Below are 17445 nucleotides of genomic sequence, written 5' to 3'. Positions count from 1 at the left end.
AATGTATTTTAAAGGTTTAAGAAGATGCTTCCAAAGAGAAAGGTAACCTTAAAAAGACTCCAACTTACTTACTACCTTTGTAATAAAATCCCCCTCTACTCTCCTATAAAACACTGTTTTTAAAGTTTTATGAAAAGTTTTCCTCAGCCCACTTTGACTTTTCTAGTATGCTCTGCCCATCTAAAAAAAATAAATCCTTCATTTTGTAAGATTGGTTTGAAAGTAGAGTTTGAACAATTTGAAAACCAACATGGTACCCAATCATCCTTGGCATAAATCCCCCTCCAACAAGCAATTGATCATGAGCTCGCTCTCTTCTTTTTACATGTAGAGAAGGTTTAATTACCTTTTTAAACAGATGATGAGCCTGTTTTTCTGTATAGTATGAAGCCCAAGAAGAAACATAGTCTTCTCCAACGTATTCTTGAACAGCAGACTCCGCAAGTCCTTCCATTATAATAGAATCAATGAGTGTATAGTTTTCTTCTTTTTTATTTATTTTGTGTAATCGACATACGTGGTGATATTCGTGTACAAGAACTGCCTGAATCTCTTTTAAAGGTAAACTTTCGCTCAAGAAAAGAAACACTTTATCATTAAAGGCTAATCCTGATTTTCCACGCTGGGTGCGAACCATCTTTTTCTTCATTATGTCTAGTGGTGCAAGAAACAGGGGAACGTTTGGACCTTCCCATTCTTTTTGCAATTCCTTATACGTTTTCTTAATACATAAAAGCACTTCTTTTGAAAAAATAGGACGTATCTTTTCCTTTTCCCACTGAGGGATGGGAAGCATTCCATTCCTCTGTAAAAGAGTTAAGATGTGCTGGTTGTCATATCCTTTAAAAAAAGGGATGAGCTTTGAAACTACTTGCTCCTTTTCCCATTCATACATCTTCATAACCTGCATATGTTAAGTCTCCTTTATGCTTTTATGACATCATATGCGGGGAAAAGGAAAATGCACAAAAAAGCGCTCTTTCATTTAATGTTGAAAGAGCACTTTGAAGTCTAGCCTTTATTGATATTTTTTAAAGATAAGAGTTGCATTGTGACCACCAAAACCAAGTGAGTTACTTAATACTACGTTCACTTCTTGAGAACGAGCTTCATTTGGTACGTAGTCTAAATCACAGTCTTCATCAGGAGTTTGGTAGTTAATTGTTGGTGGGATAATGCTATCTTCAATCGTTTTCACACTAAAGATTGCTTCAATTCCACCAGCAGCTCCAAGTAAGTGACCTGTCATTGATTTTGTTGAGCTAATGGCAAGTTTTTTAGCATGTTCACCAAACACTTCTTTAATTGCCATTGTTTCATATTTATCGTTATACTCTGTACTTGTACCGTGTGCATTAATATAATCAATATCTTCAGGTTTCAATCCTGCATTTTCAAGAGCCATACGCATTGCGCGAGCTCCGCCTTCTCCGCCTGGAGCTGGAGCAGTGATATGATGCGCATCTCCTGTTGCACCATAACCAACAATTTCAGCATAAATGTGAGCACCGCGAGCAAGTGCATGCTCAAGCTCTTCTAGCACAAGAATTCCAGCGCCTTCTCCCATGATAAAACCATCGCGGTCACTATCAAACGGACGGCAAGCTGTTTTTGGGTCTGGATTTGTTGATAAAGCTTTGTTTGCACAAAAACCAGCTAGTGACATTCTTGTAATTGGTGCTTCTGTTCCTCCTGTAACCATTGCATCAGCATCACCACGTTGAATAACTTTGAATGCATCTCCAATAGAGTTTGTTCCTGTAGCACAAGCTGTAACAGTACAAGAGTTAAATCCTTTTGCTCCAAGAGCAATTGATACTTGGCCTGCTGCCATATCTGGAATCATCATTGGTACAAAGAAAGGACTCACACGGCGCGCGCCTTTTTCTGTTAATGTTGTGAACTGGTTTTCAAATGTCTCCATTCCACCGATACCAGAACCAATCCATACTCCAACGTTTGGAGCAATCTCTTCTGTAATTTCAAGCTTTGCATCTTCAACAGCCATAAGTGAAGCAGCAACAGCATATTGAGTAAAGCGATCCATCTTTCGAGCTTCACGACGATCCATATATTTTTCAACTTCAAAGTCTTTTACTTCCGCCGCTACTTTTGCAGAGAACTCTTCTTTATCGACTCTTGTTAGTTCTCCAATTCCTGATACACCTTTAATAGCATTTTCCCATGATGTTTTAGCATCATTCCCTAGTGGTGTTAAAGCCCCAACACCCGTAACAACAACACGACGTTTCATGTAGACATCTCCTTTTCTTTCATTTCAAACCTTAAAATAAAGAATTTTCTATAAAAAGCTTATCTTCCCCAACGCATAGCGATCGCGCCCCATGTTAACCCGCCGCCAAAACCAACCATAACTAACACATCATCATCTTTAATCTTCCCTTGTTCTAGCTCTTCAACAAGAGAAATAGGAATAGAAGCTGCTGATGTATTTCCGTAAAGGTTCACAGTCTTAGACATCTTCTCCTCAGGAAGATCAAGACGCTGACGAGCAGATTCCATAATGCGAATATTTGCTTGGTGTGGAACTAAAAAGTCCACATCTTCTTTTGACAAACCTGCTTTTTCAATTACATTTACTGCAGATTCTCCCATTTGGCGAACGGCGAATTTGAATACTTCTCTACCATTCATAAAAATAAAATCTTTTTGTTTTTGATAAAGGTGTTTTCCACCTGTTCCATCTGCTCCAAGCTCAAAAGATAAAATTCCTCTTCCTTCTGATACTGGTCCAATCACAGCTGCCCCTGCTCCATCTCCAAACAAAACAGCCGTATTACGATCATTCCAATCAGTAATAGAGGAAAGCGTCTCAGCTCCGATAACAAGAATATTTTTGTACGCATTTGTTTCAATAAATTGTTTTGCAGTGATCACACCATACATAAACCCTGCACAAGCAGCACTAATATCTAACGCTGCTGCACGAGTTGCACCAAGTCGCTCTTGAATCATACAAGAAACTGTTGGAAACGGCTGATCTGGTGTTACAGTTGATACAATAATCATATCAAGCTCTTCCGCTGTGATACCTGCGTCCTCTAGAGCTCTTACTGAAGCATGATAAGCCATATCCGATGTTTTTTCATTTTCTGCTACAATTCTACGCTGTTCAATTCCTGTTCTTGTGCGAATCCATTCATCAGATGTATCCACCATTTTTTCAAGATCCTGGTTTGTGAGGATTTTTTCTGGTAAATAGCGCCCCATTCCAATTATTCCTGCATTCATATGAGCAACTCCTTTAAAAGAAAACTCTTTTATTTATCATTTACTATCATTTATTTTTTACACGCTCTCTATTATACAATAAAACTTTTAAGACATAAAAAAATCGCTTTGTTCTCGTCCCCCTGAGACTGAACTGAGCAAAATAGCACTGTAATTTAATATCAATTATTATGACTTGGTACTAATTTTAAATTATTTTAGTGTATTTGTCCACTTCAATCTATACAACTCTCTCAAAAAGTTTAGTATTTATAGTTATTTGCCCTAAACCTTTCTAAGTTCCTATCATATAGTAATAATTGAGGATTGGGTAATTTAGTCAAAGGGAGGGGAAAGGTTTGGCAGATCGTGAAATGGACTATTTCTCTAAGCTTATGTTCGGTTATAGAGCAACAACAAAGGAAGAAGAAAAAGAGACTGAAGAACAAGATTTTGAATTCGAAGAAATACAAAAAGTAGAAGCTGAGGAAACAAATTATTTTGAAGACTATGAGAATATGGAACTTTTTGAACAAATGTTTGAAATTATGGCTTCTTTAGAACGTGTGAAGCCTCTTTTAAAAGAAATTTCTCCTCTTTTTCTAAAGTGGTTAAACAAATAAACGTTCTAAGAAAAAAACAGCTAAGAGTATACTCTTAGCTGCTTTTTTTATGCTTCTTCAGAATTTAGTGCATCTTGTTTACCAAGCTCATATGCTTCATTCATCACTTTTGTAAGCAATGACATAAACGGCTGAAGATGTTCGGCGGTAAGCTCTGCTCCTGTTTCATCTAAGAGCTGCTTTGCTTCTGGAAGATACTTCATTGCAATTTGCATGAACTGCATACCTTTTTCATCCATCTTATGTTCCTCTTTTCTATTTAACATTACTGTTTCTATCTTAACGAAAAAAAAGAAGAAACGCTACTTTTCATTTGGTAACTTCCCTGTCTTTTGATAAGTTTCAATATCTCGCTGTATTTTTTCTCGAAACGACTCATCTATATTCTGACTAAATTCCCCCATTGAAACAACTCCATCTTGGAAATCAAAGTAAGCATTCCCTGACTGCAACTCGCCTTTATCAAACTTCTCAGCTGCGACAACATAAAGATGAGCAACATCCTGAACAGTACTTGTTAATACCGTATTTCCACCAAAATGGCTCTGATCAGAGATAAATCCAATTGAATAAAGGTTTCTTTCTTTCAATTCTTCAATAAGTGGAACATTATAACCGTCCCCTGCTGGATATACAACATCAACATTTTTTTGAAGCATATTGTTAAGAATATGCGATGCTGCTTGCACATCGTCCCAGCTATGAACATAGCGAATATCAACATTTACTTTCTTATTCTGAAAAGCAGCTCCATCAGCAAACCCTTTTACTTCTGGCTGCCATGCGTATGCTGCAATGATTCCTACTTGATTTGTCTCCGTCATCTTTCCCGCTACCATGCCACCAAAAAACCCCATAGCATAAGCGCTAAAATTCAAACTTGTTACATTATCCTCTTTTGCATCTCCATTAAACCCTACAAAATGCATATCAGGATACTTTTTTCCAAGCTTATTAAAGACAGGCGTATAAATATCACCATGTCCAAAGACTAAATTGACGCCTCTTTTATGAAATTCTTCTACCGCTTCTTCTATGAGACTCTCTGAATCTATTTTTTCTTTATAAAAAATATCAACACCAAACTCAGATTGAATACCGACAAGTCCTGTATAACCTTTCGTCCCCCATACCTGATCATTCACAGTACTTGGGATAAGCAAACCCACTTTTTCGATTTTATGTGGCTTATTGTCACACCCTGTTAAAAGCAAAAAAAGAAGGCATAGAAGCCCTAAACCTTTCTTCTTGTTATTCATTTCTCTCATTTACACCTTTCACTGCCCCGAGTCAAATGTTTAGTTCTCCTATATTCTACAACTTTGATAACCCTTTGTAAAAACCTATTTCCTCCATTAGATAAAAGGTTTTATTACTTTTCCAGAAACAGTAACTCTGTACTCTTTCTCTGTTTCTCAATTCCTTCCTCAACTTTTGTATAGGCAATATGATGGCCCTGTTGACAAGAGATATGAGGACTATTTTTGTCTCCTTTTACTCCAACTAAGGACGCTGCTTTTTGCCATTGTCTCTTTTGACCTGAGACAAAATGGGAAAGAGGATCCAATTTATTTAGCTTACTCTCATCACTAAGTTCTAATGCAACGTCTTCTACATATAATAGATCTCGTTTGTCTTCCGAAATTTTAGAGATTTGATTTCCAAGGAAAGATTGCTGAAAAACCATTGACATAGGCTGTAATGGCCCATAAAGTGTGGCACATCGCACGATATAACAACTTTTTTGGTTACAGTGATGTTGAAGCTTTTTTTCAAACTCATAATAAAGCTTACCAGCTGCTGTTGTCGGTTCTGGAAGCGTGCTTTTTTCAACAGTTTGCTGATGATCTCCGAAAACCTCTAGAGATGATGGAAAAATAAGTCGAATATGCTGGCGTTTACAAAAAGAAATAGTCTGTTTTAATGCATCATAAGCTTCAACAATTTTACCTCTTAAAAATGAACGTCTATAAATATCTCCTCCATCTATGTACGTAAAATACACTGCTTCAATATTTTGATCTTCAAAAATTCTAGAAAGGTCTGTTACTTCTGTAAAGTTTGCATTACGGCCATACATAAAAGACATTTCTTTTCGCACAATTCCTTCTGCAGGATGACCATCATGGATATATCCATAAACTTCCACACCTTGCTCTAAGAAGATTTTTGTTAAATAAAAACCTAAAAATCGATTTGCACCAATAATAGCTACCTTTTTCATATGAAAGCTCCTTCTCTAGTATGATACTGTATCGTATGCATGAAATAAGCTTTGCAATACTTATTTATTTCCACTAAAAGAAGACCTTTTTTAAAAAGGTCTTCTTACTTTTTATAGTTCTTGTTCCCAGCTCTTATAGAATGAACAAAGCGCTTTTGAAAATAAATACTGTTTCTCAGGCAAGTAAAAAGAAATTTCTACATTTCCTCCTTGCTCACCTTTCAATTTTTCATATTGCTTACTATGCTCAACAGAATACGGAGAAGAATTTCGTACATCGGCCCAAATTTTGGCTGGCACTTCGTTTTGATAATATTCAAGCCGCACATGATTTTCCATTGCCTCACGCGTCGTGGAACGTGTTAGATTATGTGCTTCACGATACTCTTTTTCAAGACGCTTTAAGAAAAAAGGATGTTTTTGAGCCTGCTTATAGTAAAGCTCAAAATCTAAACAAGGATTGAGAAAAGCAGTAGATCGAATCTCCTCAGACATTTCTTCCATCAATTGAAGAGCAAGAAGCCCTCCCATCCCTTCTGATAATAAATGGATTTTTCGATTTAAAATCTCCTGACGCATAACAAGATGATAAAGCTGTCTTGCTAAACGAAAAGCTTTTATACTTCCCCAATTCGCTCCAAACAAGTTTGAATAAAACACTGTGTATCCTTTTTCAAGTAAGCAGTCTACCAGCCGTTCTCTCCCCTTATGCTGAGTCCATAAACTAGTTGAACCTTCTACAAAATGGTTGCTGTCTCCTAAAATTAAAATACCAAATCCATTTGGCTTTTCAGGAAGATGAATAACGTTCCATTGATTTTCAAGCATAAAGTAACGGCAATTCATAATGTTGTCCCCCGAATAGTTACTCTCTAACTTTAACAAGAAAGCAAAATGTTCTCTCGCTATGAACAGTCTATGAGAAAACAAGAGAAATGATAGGGAAGAGCGCCTAGTCTCTGCATTTTTTTAGTATCTGTTTTCTTTTTCATCTGTTTTAAAATGTTCAAAAAGTTTTTTTCTTTGCAATGATAATCCTCTAAAGGCTGTGGTACAATAGGAGCAAAAGCAGGGAGAATGAGGTGAGGAATTGAGAGTTATCGTATCTTTATTTTGGAGCTTTTTATTAGTAAACATGACAGCATATGTTGTAAATTCGATGCAAGGTGGTACATATAATTTTACCGTTGCTTCTATTTTATCTGTTGCTGTAACAGTACTAGTTATTATCCTAGGAGAAGCCCTTGGCACTGGTGAAGAAGAAAAAAGAAAAGTAGAACTTGGTAAAGAATAAAGCAGAGGATTAATCCTCTGCTTTTTATTTTGTAATGAAAAATTCGCCGTCTTGCATATCGAGAACGATATGATCATTATCTTGAATGGTTCCTTTAATAATTTCACGTGCAATTTTGGTTTCAATATTCTTTTGAATAAAACGTTTGAGAGGTCTTGCTCCGTATACAGGATCAAATCCTTCTTTCGCTACATACTTCTTAGCTTCATCTGTTAATTCAACAGAAATTTGACGATTTTGCAGTCGTTCGCTAAGCTCCTTTAACATTTTATCTACAATCCCTGTAATTTCGTGTACAGTAAGTGGCTTAAATAAAATTGTTTCATCAATACGATTTAAAAACTCTGGTCTAAAATGGGCTTGAAGCTCATTCATGACGCTTCCACGCGCGCTTTCTGTCAGCTTACCGTCTTCTAATCCTTCTAGAAGATAATGTGATCCAATATTTGATGTCATAATAATTACTGTATTTTTAAAATCAACGGTTTTTCCGCGAGAATCTGTTATACGCCCATCATCAAGCATTTGTAATAGAACATTAAATACTTCTGGATGAGCTTTTTCAATTTCATCAAGCAAAATAACAGAATAAGGCTTACGACGCACTGTTTCTGTTAATTGTCCACCTTCTTCATATCCCACATATCCAGGAGGAGCTCCGATTAAACGAGAAACAGCGTGCTTTTCCATATACTCTGACATATCAATGCGAACCATTTGGTCTTCACTGTCAAACAAGCTTTGAGCAAGCGCTTTTGCAAGCTCTGTTTTCCCTACTCCTGTTGGCCCTAAAAAGATAAAAGAACCAATTGGTTTACTAGGGTCTTTCACACCAGCTCTTGCACGTAGCACTGCGTCTGTGACAAGTTCGATAGCTTCACTTTGTCCCACTACACGCTCTTCTAGGATATATTCTAAGCGAAGCAGTTTCTCTCTTTCTCCTTCAACAAGCTTGACAACTGGAATTCCGGTCCATCTTCCTACTATCTCGGCAATTTCTTCTTCCGTTACTTCCTCTCGGAGCAAGCTGTGTTCTTCTCTTTCACTCATTTGTTTTTCAAGAGACGCTAGCTCTTTTTCAAGCTGAGGGATTTGGCCATGTCTTAGCTCTGCTGCTTTTTCTAAATTGTAAGCTCCTTCAGCTTCCTCTAGATCACGGCGAGCTTTTTCAAGACGCTCTCTCACTTCTTGAAGTGACTCAATATCTCCCTTTTCCTTTTCCCATTGAAGACGCATGGATTTAGATGATTCTTCTAAGTCTGCTAGCTCTTTTTCAAGAATGCTGAGACGTTCTTGGCTTATGCTATCTTTTTCTTTACTTAAAGCAGCCTTTTCAATTTCAAGCTGCATAATACGTCGGGTTACTTCATCAAGCTCAGCAGGCATTGAATCAATTTCTGTTCGAATTGTTGCACATGCTTCATCAATTAAATCAATGGCTTTATCAGGTAAAAAACGGTCTGAAATATAACGATCTGAAAGCGTTGCTGCTTCAACAAGCGCTCTATCGTGAATATTAACTCCATGATGAATTTCAAAACGTTCTTTTAATCCACGTAAAATTGAAATCGTATCTTCAACAGTTGGCTCTGCTACTTGAACTTGTTGAAATCTTCGTTCAAGTGCAGCATCTTTTTCGATATATTGACGGTACTCATCAAGCGTTGTCGCCCCAATACAGTGAAGTTCACCACGAGCAAGCATTGGCTTAAGGAGGTTACCAGCATCCATTGCACCTTCTGTTTTACCAGCTCCAACAATTGTATGAAGCTCATCAATGAAAAGTAAAATACGACCGTCGCTTTTCTTAATTTCTTGAAGAACAGCTTTTAGTCTTTCCTCAAACTCTCCTCTAAACTTTGCCCCTGCAACAAGCGCTCCAAGATCAAGGGAAAAGATCGTTTTATCTTTAAGCCCCTCAGGTACATCCTTGCGTACAATTCTCTGAGCTAATCCTTCCACAATCGCTGTTTTCCCTACTCCAGGTTCTCCAATAAGTACAGGATTGTTTTTCGTTTTTCGAGATAAAATCCGGATAACACGACGAATTTCTGCATCTCTTCCAATGACAGGGTCAACTTTCCCTTCACGTACTTCTTGAACAAGATCACGTCCGTATTTCTCAAGCACTTCATATGTGCTTTCAGGATTTTGACTATTCACGTGTGAATCACCTCTTATTGCTTTCACAACTTGTAAAATTTCTTTTTCGGTTAGGTTATATTTTAAAAATAAGTCTTTAATTTCTTTCTGTTCGTCTTCTGCTAATGAAAGCACAATATGTTCTACTGAAATGTAGGCATCTTTAAAAGCTTCCGCTTTCTTTTCTGCTCGTTGTAAAAGAGCCGAAAAAGAGCTCGTAATATAAATGGATCCCCCTTGAGCTCCTGATCCTGTTATAACAGGTTTCCGCTCAACAGCTTTTTCAACGTCAGTTCTAAAGTCCGTTACTGAAATATTCAATTTTTCCAATATGCGCTGTGCTATTCCCTCTCTGTCTTCTAAAAGAGCCGATAGCATATGAATAAGATCAATTTGCTGATGATGTTTTTCAATTACAAGATTTTGTGCACGCTGAATGGCTTCCTGCACTTTCCCTGTCATTGAATTCATATCCATTTAAATCACACACCATTTCACTAATTTGACTTTCTTTGACCTTTAGTAATAGTATATAAATTTTTTCCTTTTAGAACAACTAGAATGCTTAGATTTTCATGCCTGCTTCTTCAAATGTCATCATATCTTCATTCATAAATGTTGCTGCTTCAATAATATTAAAAGAAAGAGCTGCACCGCTTCCTTCTCCAAGACAAAGTCCTAGTTCCAGCAAAGGTTTAAATCCTAAAAACTCGGCCGCTGCTTTTGCTCCTTGCTCCATTGATAAATGAGCAGGAATTAAATAAGGAAGAACTTTAGGCTCAATAGCATGAGCAATAAGGGCTGCTGATGTTGAAATAAATCCATCCACAACAACAGGAACTTTCCGCGCTGCACCAGCTAACATAACTCCTGCCATTGCCCCAATTTCAAATCCGCCAATCTTCGCTAAAACGTCCACCCCATCATTTTTATTAGGCTCATGTCGTTGAATTGCTTCTTTAATGACAAGTGCTTTATGTGACAACTTTTCTGTTGGAAGGTTTGCTCCTACCCCTGTTACTTCCTCTGGATCTTTCCCTGTAAAAAGAGATACAATGGCGGAACTTGGAGTTGTATTAGCAATCCCCATTTCTCCTGTGCCAAGCAAGTTCTTCCCTTGATCAATTTGTTCATTAGCAAGAAGAATACCGATCTCAAGTGCCGCTACTGCTTGCTGCCTTGTCATCGCAGCTTCCCTTCTAATATTTCCTGTTCCATAAGCAATTTTATAGTTTTGAATAAGTGGATGATTGATATCTGCTGCGACACCTACATCTGCTACAACAACTTCTGCTCTAGCTTGTCTTGCTAAAGCACAAACTCCTGTAACTCCCTTAGTAAAAAGCTCTGTCTGTAAAGCCGTAATAGACTGAGGAAAAGCTGTTACTCCTTCTGAAAACACGCCATGATCTCCAGCCATTACAAGAACAACTTTTTTATCTACTTTTGGATGCAAAGTTCCCGTAATGCTTGCAAGCTGTATGTAGAGCTCTTCGAGTCTTCCTAAACTTTTTAATGGCTTAATAAGCGTGTCTACACGTTTGGTCGCTTCTTCCCTTTTATGTACATCAACCTCTGTAATATTCTTTATTGTATTGTTTAACATATTTATACGTGCCCCTTTCACTTCCATTTTAAACGAAAAAGGCAGAGCCCGCCTTAAAAAATAAAAGCGAGCTCCAACTGTTATGGTTTTCTCATATATGTCCAGTGACGGTCATCGTTTGACGTTTCAGGGAAACGATCACCTGCTTTAAGCTTCAATTGCTTCGGATTGTTTACATTGCTTCCTGTCTCACCGATTTCAATATATCGGCCGTTGTTAGGAGCTTTTTGTCCTGGTGTAAAGTGTCGATTTTGACCCATTGTAAAACCTCCTTATAAGCTTTTCCGCCCTCTTAATATGCCCTTTTTAAGCTTCATTACTACCTATTAAAAACTTCCATAGAAAAAACGGCCATATCGGCCGTTTTCTATATACTTTCCAGCGCTTCCTCTATATGACGTTCACCAGATAAGATCTCAAATGTTTTATTTGTTACATGTTTATTTGCGAGGGATTCAATCAACACGTTCGCCACATCTGCTCTCGGAATGGAGCGGCCTTTCATATCGTCAATTTTTTCTCTTGCTTCGATTTGGCCATTTTCCTCATCATTAGAAAGTGGTCCAGGACGCACAATCACATAGGAAAGACTAGATTTCTGTAGATGCTCATCAGCAGAGCCTTTTGCTTCAAGATAAACTTTCATATTCTGATCTGATGTAGTATTTGGATTTCCCGCCCCCATTGAACTAAGCATAACAAAACGTTTTACCCCATGCTTTTCCGCTTGATTTACAAGTTGTTTCGCTCCCTCTTGATCAACAGTATACGTCTTATCCTGACCTGTTTTTGAACCTGATCCTGCCGCAAAAATAATGGCATCCATTCCTTTTACAGCATGTTCTATATCTTTTTCAAGATCAGCAATCACAATCTCATCCGCTCCTAGTTGCTCCATTTTGGATTTTTGTTCCTCTTTTCGAACCATGGCAACTGCTTTGTGTTCACTGCTTTTTCCTAGTTTTTCGACAAGAATATTTCCTGTAGTACCGTTTGCTCCAACAATAAGTACATTCATTGATCTTCCCACCCTCTCTATCGACTAAATTAATTTGTCCTTCTTTCTAGTGTTGAAGTTCCCGACTATTTCTATCCTTAAACAAAAAAGCAGCACACTTTAAAGTGTGCTGCTTAAACTCCTTTTTAGCCAAGAATAAGCTGTAACAGAGCTTTCTGAACGTGCATTCTATTTCCAGCTTGCTGAAAAACATAAGAGTTTTCTCCATCAATTACTGAAGCTGTTACTTCTTCTTCACGATGTGCAGGAAGGCAATGAAGAAACAAGTAGTCATTTTTAGCATGCTTCACAAGCTCATCGTTTACTTGATAGTTTGAAAAAGCTTTTAAGCGAATATCATTTTCAGCTTCTTGCCCCATACTTGTCCACACATCTGTGTAAACTGCATCTGAATCTTGGACAGCTTCAACAGGGTTCTCTACAATAGCGATATTTGCGTCTTGTTGTTCAGCAATTTTTCGTGCTTCGTTCACAATCCACTCTTTAGGCTCATAGCCTTTTGGACAAGCAATTGAAAAATGAGCCCCTACTTTGGCACATGCAATCATTAAAGAGTGAGCTACGTTATTGCCGTCCCCAATATAAGCTACTTTTAACCCCTTCAATGTACCTTTTTCTTCGTAAATCGTCATCAAATCAGCAAGAGCTTGGCATGGATGAAACTCGTCTGTAAGACCGTTAATCACAGGAATTGAACCATACTTTACAAGTTCTTCTACCTTGCTATGTTCAAACGTTCTAATCATAATAGCATCAATGAATTCAGAGAGCACTTTAGCTGTATCGTGAATGCTTTCTCCTCTGCCAATTTGTAAATCTTGCCCATTTAGATAGAGTGCATTGCCACCAAGTTGCATCATCCCAGCTTCAAACGATACTCTTGTACGTGTTGAAGACTTTTCAAAAATAAGACCAAGGGTTTGACCATTAAGAGATGTATTCAACTTTCCTTCTTTACGCTCTTTTTTGAGCTCGATCCCTTTTTGTAAGACGGCTTCAATTTCTTCCTTTGACCAGTCGAGTAATGTTAATAAGCTTTTTCCTTTTACATTTACTTCGTTTGCTTGTAAAGAATTCATTATGCACCAACCTCTTCTCTCTCATTTTGCCATTCTTGAAGCGACTGCACTGTATAGTTTTGATGACTATATCCTTGTAAAAAGACAAAGCACGTCTCTAACTCATTCATAACAAACAAGCCATGTTTTAAAGCTTTTAGACGATTCTCTTTTCCTTCTGAAACATCCTTTAAGCTTAAAAATAGTAGAGCAGAATCTCCTTTAGCCCAATCTTCTATAGCGCCTTCTGTTACAAGCTTTACACCTGCTTCTTTCGCTTTTTGAGTAAGAAGCTCTGGAATATTACTGCTGTCCACATAAATTTCCGTGCCCTTATCATGAGTCTCAAGATAACCTTTAAACACTTTATATGCTGCTTCTTCTACGGTAGCTGCGATGGCAACTCCTTCACCTGTTGACTTCATTTCAGGTCCAACATGCGGATCAACGCCAGAGATTTTCGTTGTCGAAAAGACAGGGAATTTTAGCACTTTATATGGAATATCGGACAATAATCCTGTTTCTTCACAAAGATTCGTCAATAATTTCCCGAGCAATACATCTGTTGAAAGTGAAATAAGGGAAACGCCTGTAACTTTACTTACAAGTGGTACTGTTCGACTTGCTCGTGGATTTACTTCCAGTACATAAACAGTTCCATCTTGCACAATATATTGAATGTTCATAATCCCCTTGTAACCGACTTCTTTTGAAATTTTCTCTGCATAATCTACAATGTATGCTTTTTCTTTTTCTGATAAACTTTGAGCTGGCAACCATGCATAGCTATCACCAGAGTGGACACCTGCTTTTTCAACGTGCTCTACAATTGTTGGAATCACAACGTTTTCTCCATCACATACCGCATCAATTTCAACTTCTGTTGTTTTCAAATAACGATCGATTAAAATTGGATAATGTGTTGGATGAACTTTAGCCAGACACTTTTCAAGCTCTTCTTCATTATAGATTGTCATCATTCCTCTTCCACCAATTACAAAAGATGGGCGAATCAGAACAGGGAATCCAATTTGCTTTGCCTTATGAACAAGCTCTTCTTCATTTGCTGCCATTTCCCCTTGAATATGTGGAATATCTAGTTTTTGAAGAAGCTTATAAAACTGGTCACGATCTTCGAGTGCATCAATCACTTCTTTACCAACGCCAAGAATAGAAACGCCAGCTTCTGTTAACCCATCAACAAGGGAAATAGCTGTCTGGCCACCATATTGAACGATAACATCCATTGTACCTTCGGCTTCTAGCACATTTAATACATCTTCAACAGTCAATGGTTCAAAGTATAAGCGATCAGCAAGTTCAAAGTCTGTACTTACTGTCTCTGGGTTATTGTTAATTAAAATTGTTTCATATCCTGCTTTTTCAAGTGCCAATACCCCGTGAACAGAGCTATAGTCAAATTCAACTCCTTGACCAATGCGGATAGGACCTGAACCAATGATAGCAATTTTTTTCTTTGGAGAAGGGATTGTTTCTGTTTCGCCAAAATAGCTTGAATAATAGTAGGCTGTCTCAGAAGCAAACTCTGCTGCACACGTATCGACCATTTTGTAGCTTGGTATGATTCCTTTTTCCTTGCGTTCTGCTCGCACGATAGATTCTGTTGTATTCCACACGTGGGCAAGCATTGCGTCTGAAAAACCTTTTTCTTTTGCAAGTTTAAACAAGTCTTCTTCAACTTTTTCCAGCGTTGTTTCTGTAAGCTGTTTCTCCAGCTGAACAAGATGGTGGAAGTGATCAATGAAAAACAAATCAATCTTTGTTAATTCATGAATTCTCTTGCCCTCAAAACCGCGACGCAATAGCTCAATAATCCCGAATAGGCGCTCATCTGTTTGAGCTAAGATAAGCTTAACAAGCTCGTCTTCACTTTTATTTGTGAGAGATGGGAGAACCATTCCATCGTTATCCATTTCGAGTGAGTAAAGGGCTTTTTGGAAGCTTCGCTCAAAATTGCGGTCAATTGCCATTACTTCTCCTGTTGCTTTCATTTGCGTTCCAAGTGAACGGTCTGCCTCCATAAATTTATCAAATGGAAAGCGAGGTACTTTTGTTACTACATAATCAAGAGCAGGTTCAAAGCTCGCATATGTTGTTCCTGTTACAGGATTTAAGATTTCATCTAAGCTGTAACCAACAGAAAGTTTTGCTGCAATCTTGGCAATTGGATATCCTGTTGCCTTTGAAGCAAGTGCTGAAGATCGGCTCACCCGTGGGTTTACCTCAATGAGGTAGTACTGCTTGCTGTTTGGATCAAGCGCAAACTGAATATTACAGCCCCCTACAATCCCAAGTGCCGAGATGATTTTAATTGATGCAGAACGAAGCATTTGATATTCAACATCTGTGAGCGTTTGAGACGGAGCAACAACAACAGAATCACCTGTATGAACTCCAACAGGATCGATATTTTCCATATTACAAACCGTAATACACGTATTTTTGTAATCACGCATAACCTCATATTCCACTTCTTTAAACCCTGCAATACTTTTCTCTATTAAACACTGCGAAATAGCACTTTCGCGAAGTCCACTTTCTGTTAGTGTTTTGAGATCTTGAAGGGTATGAGCAATTCCGCCTCCTGTTCCTCCAAGCGTATAAGCTGGTCTTACAATGAGAGGAAAGTCAATTTTCTTAGAAAACGCCACTGCTTCTTCAACCGTTGTTACGATTTCACTTTCAGGAACAGGTTCATTTAACTCTTTCATCAGAGTACGGAATTTCTCACGACTCTCTCCTTTTTGAATAGATTCAATAGGCGTTCCAAGGAGGCGTACTCCGTACTTCTCTGGAATTCCTTGTTCATCAAGGTTCAGTGCTAAGTTTAGTCCTGTTTGTCCTCCGAGTGTAGCAAGAAGACCTTCTGGCTGTTCTTTTTCAATAATTTTCTCAACAGAGCTTACTGTTAAAGGCTCAAAATATACTTTATCTGCAATATGATTATCGGTCATAATTGTAGCTGGATTGTTATTTAAAAGAATAACTCTGTATCCTTCTTCTTTTAGAGATAAGCAAGCTTGAGCCCCTGAATAATCAAATTCCGCTGCTTGCCCAATTACAATCGGACCAGAACCGATGACTAGTATTGTTGATAATGTTGTGTCTTTAGGCATATGCTTTCTCTCTCCCTGCTTCTTTCATAAGTGTTAAAAATTCATCAAAAATGTAATTACTTTCACTTGGTCCTGGATGTGCTTCTGGATGATATTGTACAGAAATGACAGGTAACTCTTTATGTGCTAATCCTTCAACAGATTTGTCATTCACATTTTTAAAGCGAACTTGTAGTTCTGTATTTTCTAGACTTTGTTCATCAACAACATAGCTATGATTTTGAGATGTCATAACAACGCGCTTTGTTTTCAAATCAATTACAGGCTGATTTGCTCCCCGATGACCAAATGCAAGTTTTTTAGTTAGTGCACCAAAAGTCAATCCGATAAGCTGATGACCCATACAAATGCCAAGGGTTGGATATGATGATACGATTTCTTTTAAGTGTGAAAGCTGTGGCTTCATTTGAACAGGATCTCCTGGTCCATTAGAAAGCACAACTCCATCTGGCTTGAGGGCTTCAATTTGCTCTTTTGTTGTATTGTACGGAGCAATCGTTACTTTGCAATCTTTCTCAAGAAGAGAATCCAAAATAGATTTTTTAAAGCCAAAGTCCATCAACACAACGTGTCGCTTTCCTTCCCCGATTGTTTCGAACTGTTCAACAGATACAGCTTGAATTTGCTTTCCTTCTTTTAACGGGTTCACAACAGCTGCTTCTGTTGCAATCGTTGCTCCCATTGTTCCTTGTTTACGAATTCTCTTCACAACCGCTCTTGTATCAACATGTTTAATGAGTGGAATATCCCATTTTTTCAAATATTCCTCTAATGAGTAATTAGCTTCATAATGGTGTTTACTCGTTTTGCTTTCATATACAACAACAGCAGACACGTGAGGCTTCTTACTTTCAAAATCTTCTTTGTTGATTCCATAATTGCCAATAAGCGGATATGTGAACACAATAATTTGATCTTTGTAAGAAGGATCTGTTAATACTTCCTGATAGCCCGTCATTCCGGTGAAGAAGACAATTTCGCCTCCTACATTTTGCTTTGATGATGTTTTAGCTAGCTCTCCAGTAAATGTTTCTCCGTTTTCTAAATGAAGATAGCCCTTCATAATGCACCTCTCACGAATAATTATTTCTTTTTAAGTATTTTTATACAAA

16 protein-coding genes are annotated in these 17445 nt (G+C 37.8%); 2 read left to right on the top strand and 14 right to left on the bottom strand.

Annotated elements, in window-relative coordinates; translation table 11 throughout:
- Positions 1 to 127: 127 nt before the first annotated feature.
- The 3 genes from MOC86_RS00870 to MOC86_RS00860 all read right to left on the bottom strand — a co-directional run bounded on the left by MOC86_RS00870 (position 128) and on the right by MOC86_RS00860 (position 3252).
- Positions 128 to 910, bottom strand: coding sequence for a DUF2268 domain-containing protein (locus MOC86_RS00870; RefSeq protein ID WP_268582344.1), 783 nt, complete (start codon positions 908 to 910; stop codon positions 128 to 130).
- A 108-nt stretch (positions 911 to 1018) separates the two neighbouring features.
- Positions 1019 to 2254: a beta-ketoacyl-ACP synthase II gene (gene fabF, locus MOC86_RS00865; protein WP_268582343.1), complete on the bottom strand. Its 1236-nt coding sequence runs from the start codon at positions 2252 to 2254 to the stop codon at positions 1019 to 1021.
- A gap of 59 nt (positions 2255 to 2313) precedes the next feature.
- Positions 2314 to 3252, bottom strand: a complete 939-nt coding sequence (locus tag MOC86_RS00860) for a beta-ketoacyl-ACP synthase III (RefSeq protein ID WP_268582342.1) — start codon at positions 3250 to 3252, stop codon at positions 2314 to 2316.
- 338 nt (positions 3253 to 3590) lie between these two features.
- Here MOC86_RS00860 and MOC86_RS00855 point away from each other — a divergent pair, with 338 nt between their 5' ends.
- Complete coding sequence (locus MOC86_RS00855) at positions 3591 to 3854, top strand: hypothetical protein (RefSeq protein WP_268582341.1); 264 nt, start codon at positions 3591 to 3593, stop codon at positions 3852 to 3854.
- Positions 3855 to 3901: 47 nt separating this feature from the next.
- Here the strand turns inward: MOC86_RS00855 and MOC86_RS00850 are convergent, their stop codons facing one another.
- From MOC86_RS00850 to MOC86_RS00835, 4 genes are all read right to left on the bottom strand, one after another.
- Entirely contained in the window at positions 3902 to 4093 is a 192-nt protein-coding gene (locus tag MOC86_RS00850; protein WP_019393843.1) for a ComZ family protein, read from the bottom strand.
- Between the two features lie 63 nt (positions 4094 to 4156).
- The gene (locus tag MOC86_RS00845) at positions 4157 to 5113 is read right to left on the bottom strand and encodes a BMP family ABC transporter substrate-binding protein (protein ID WP_268582340.1); all 957 of its coding nucleotides are present in this window, start codon (positions 5111 to 5113) and stop codon (positions 4157 to 4159) included.
- 113 nt (positions 5114 to 5226) lie between these two features.
- Complete coding sequence (locus MOC86_RS00840) at positions 5227 to 6078, bottom strand: NAD-dependent epimerase/dehydratase family protein (protein ID WP_268582339.1); 852 nt, start codon at positions 6076 to 6078, stop codon at positions 5227 to 5229.
- A 111-nt stretch (positions 6079 to 6189) separates the two neighbouring features.
- Positions 6190 to 6924: an alpha/beta fold hydrolase gene (locus MOC86_RS00835; RefSeq protein WP_268582338.1), complete on the bottom strand. Its 735-nt coding sequence runs from the start codon at positions 6922 to 6924 to the stop codon at positions 6190 to 6192.
- A 244-nt stretch (positions 6925 to 7168) separates the two neighbouring features.
- Between MOC86_RS00835 and MOC86_RS00830 the strand changes: the two genes are divergently transcribed.
- Positions 7169 to 7372, top strand: a complete 204-nt coding sequence (locus MOC86_RS00830) for a YjzD family protein (RefSeq protein ID WP_019393847.1) — start codon at positions 7169 to 7171, stop codon at positions 7370 to 7372.
- Positions 7373 to 7396: 24 nt separating this feature from the next.
- Here MOC86_RS00830 and clpB read toward each other — a convergent pair whose 3' ends face one another.
- The 7 genes from clpB to MOC86_RS00795 all read right to left on the bottom strand — a co-directional run bounded on the left by clpB (position 7397) and on the right by MOC86_RS00795 (position 17396).
- Positions 7397 to 9991, bottom strand: coding sequence for an ATP-dependent chaperone ClpB (clpB, locus tag MOC86_RS00825; RefSeq protein WP_268582337.1), 2595 nt, complete (start codon positions 9989 to 9991; stop codon positions 7397 to 7399).
- 88 nt (positions 9992 to 10079) lie between these two features.
- Complete coding sequence (cobT, locus tag MOC86_RS00820; RefSeq protein ID WP_268582336.1) at positions 10080 to 11120, bottom strand: nicotinate-nucleotide--dimethylbenzimidazole phosphoribosyltransferase; 1041 nt, start codon at positions 11118 to 11120, stop codon at positions 10080 to 10082.
- An 80-nt stretch (positions 11121 to 11200) separates the two neighbouring features.
- Positions 11201 to 11380 (bottom strand): YjzC family protein, encoded by a 180-nt coding sequence (locus tag MOC86_RS00815; RefSeq protein ID WP_019393850.1) that lies wholly within the window; start codon positions 11378 to 11380, stop codon positions 11201 to 11203.
- A 107-nt stretch (positions 11381 to 11487) separates the two neighbouring features.
- On the bottom strand, positions 11488 to 12138 hold the full coding sequence (locus tag MOC86_RS00810) for an SDR family oxidoreductase (protein WP_268582335.1): 651 nt from the start codon (positions 12136 to 12138) through the stop codon (positions 11488 to 11490).
- A gap of 125 nt (positions 12139 to 12263) precedes the next feature.
- Positions 12264 to 13217, bottom strand: coding sequence for an ornithine carbamoyltransferase (gene argF / locus MOC86_RS00805; RefSeq protein WP_268582334.1), 954 nt, complete (start codon positions 13215 to 13217; stop codon positions 12264 to 12266).
- Positions 13217 to 16333, bottom strand: a complete 3117-nt coding sequence (locus MOC86_RS00800; RefSeq protein WP_268582333.1) for a carbamoyl phosphate synthase large subunit — start codon at positions 16331 to 16333, stop codon at positions 13217 to 13219. Before MOC86_RS00800 ends, argF begins: the two co-directional genes overlap by 1 nt.
- The gene (locus MOC86_RS00795) at positions 16326 to 17396 is read right to left on the bottom strand and encodes a carbamoyl phosphate synthase small subunit (RefSeq protein ID WP_268582332.1); all 1071 of its coding nucleotides are present in this window, start codon (positions 17394 to 17396) and stop codon (positions 16326 to 16328) included. Before MOC86_RS00795 ends, MOC86_RS00800 begins: the two co-directional genes overlap by 8 nt.
- Positions 17397 to 17445: the final 49 nt, after the last annotated feature.

Source organism: Priestia endophytica (genome assembly GCF_026790145.1).
Lineage (GTDB): Bacteria > Bacillota > Bacilli > Bacillales > Bacillaceae_H > Bacillus_I > Bacillus_I endophytica_A.
The sequence above is the reverse complement of the archived record's forward strand: the minus strand, read 5'-3'. Positions and strand labels throughout refer to the sequence as shown.

Bases quoted from the DNA above. Each gene is read 5' to 3' on its own strand.
- MOC86_RS00815 (WP_019393850.1), bottom strand. From the start codon at position 11,380: ATGGGTCAAAATCGACACTTTACACCAGGACAAAAAGCTCCTAACAAC.
- MOC86_RS00810 (WP_268582335.1), bottom strand. From the start codon at position 12,138: ATGAATGTACTTATTGTTGGAGCAAACGGTACTACAGGAAATATTCTT.
- MOC86_RS00850 (WP_019393843.1), bottom strand. From the start codon at position 4,093: ATGGATGAAAAAGGTATGCAGTTCATGCAAATTGCAATGAAGTATCTT.
- clpB (WP_268582337.1), bottom strand. From the start codon at position 9,991: ATGGATATGAATTCAATGACAGGGAAAGTGCAGGAAGCCATTCAGCGT.
- MOC86_RS00800 (WP_268582333.1), bottom strand. From the start codon at position 16,333: ATGCCTAAAGACACAACATTATCAACAATACTAGTCATCGGTTCTGGT.
- fabF (WP_268582343.1), bottom strand. From the start codon at position 2,254: ATGAAACGTCGTGTTGTTGTTACGGGTGTTGGGGCTTTAACACCACTA.
- MOC86_RS00835 (WP_268582338.1), bottom strand. From the start codon at position 6,924: ATGAATTGCCGTTACTTTATGCTTGAAAATCAATGGAACGTTATTCAT.
- MOC86_RS00870 (WP_268582344.1), bottom strand. From the start codon at position 910: ATGCAGGTTATGAAGATGTATGAATGGGAAAAGGAGCAAGTAGTTTCA.
- cobT (WP_268582336.1), bottom strand. From the start codon at position 11,120: ATGTTAAACAATACAATAAAGAATATTACAGAGGTTGATGTACATAAA.
- MOC86_RS00795 (WP_268582332.1), bottom strand. From the start codon at position 17,396: ATGAAGGGCTATCTTCATTTAGAAAACGGAGAAACATTTACTGGAGAG.
- MOC86_RS00845 (WP_268582340.1), bottom strand. From the start codon at position 5,113: ATGAATAACAAGAAGAAAGGTTTAGGGCTTCTATGCCTTCTTTTTTTG.
- argF (WP_268582334.1), bottom strand. From the start codon at position 13,217: ATGAATTCTTTACAAGCAAACGAAGTAAATGTAAAAGGAAAAAGCTTA.
- MOC86_RS00840 (WP_268582339.1), bottom strand. From the start codon at position 6,078: ATGAAAAAGGTAGCTATTATTGGTGCAAATCGATTTTTAGGTTTTTAT.
- MOC86_RS00860 (WP_268582342.1), bottom strand. From the start codon at position 3,252: ATGAATGCAGGAATAATTGGAATGGGGCGCTATTTACCAGAAAAAATC.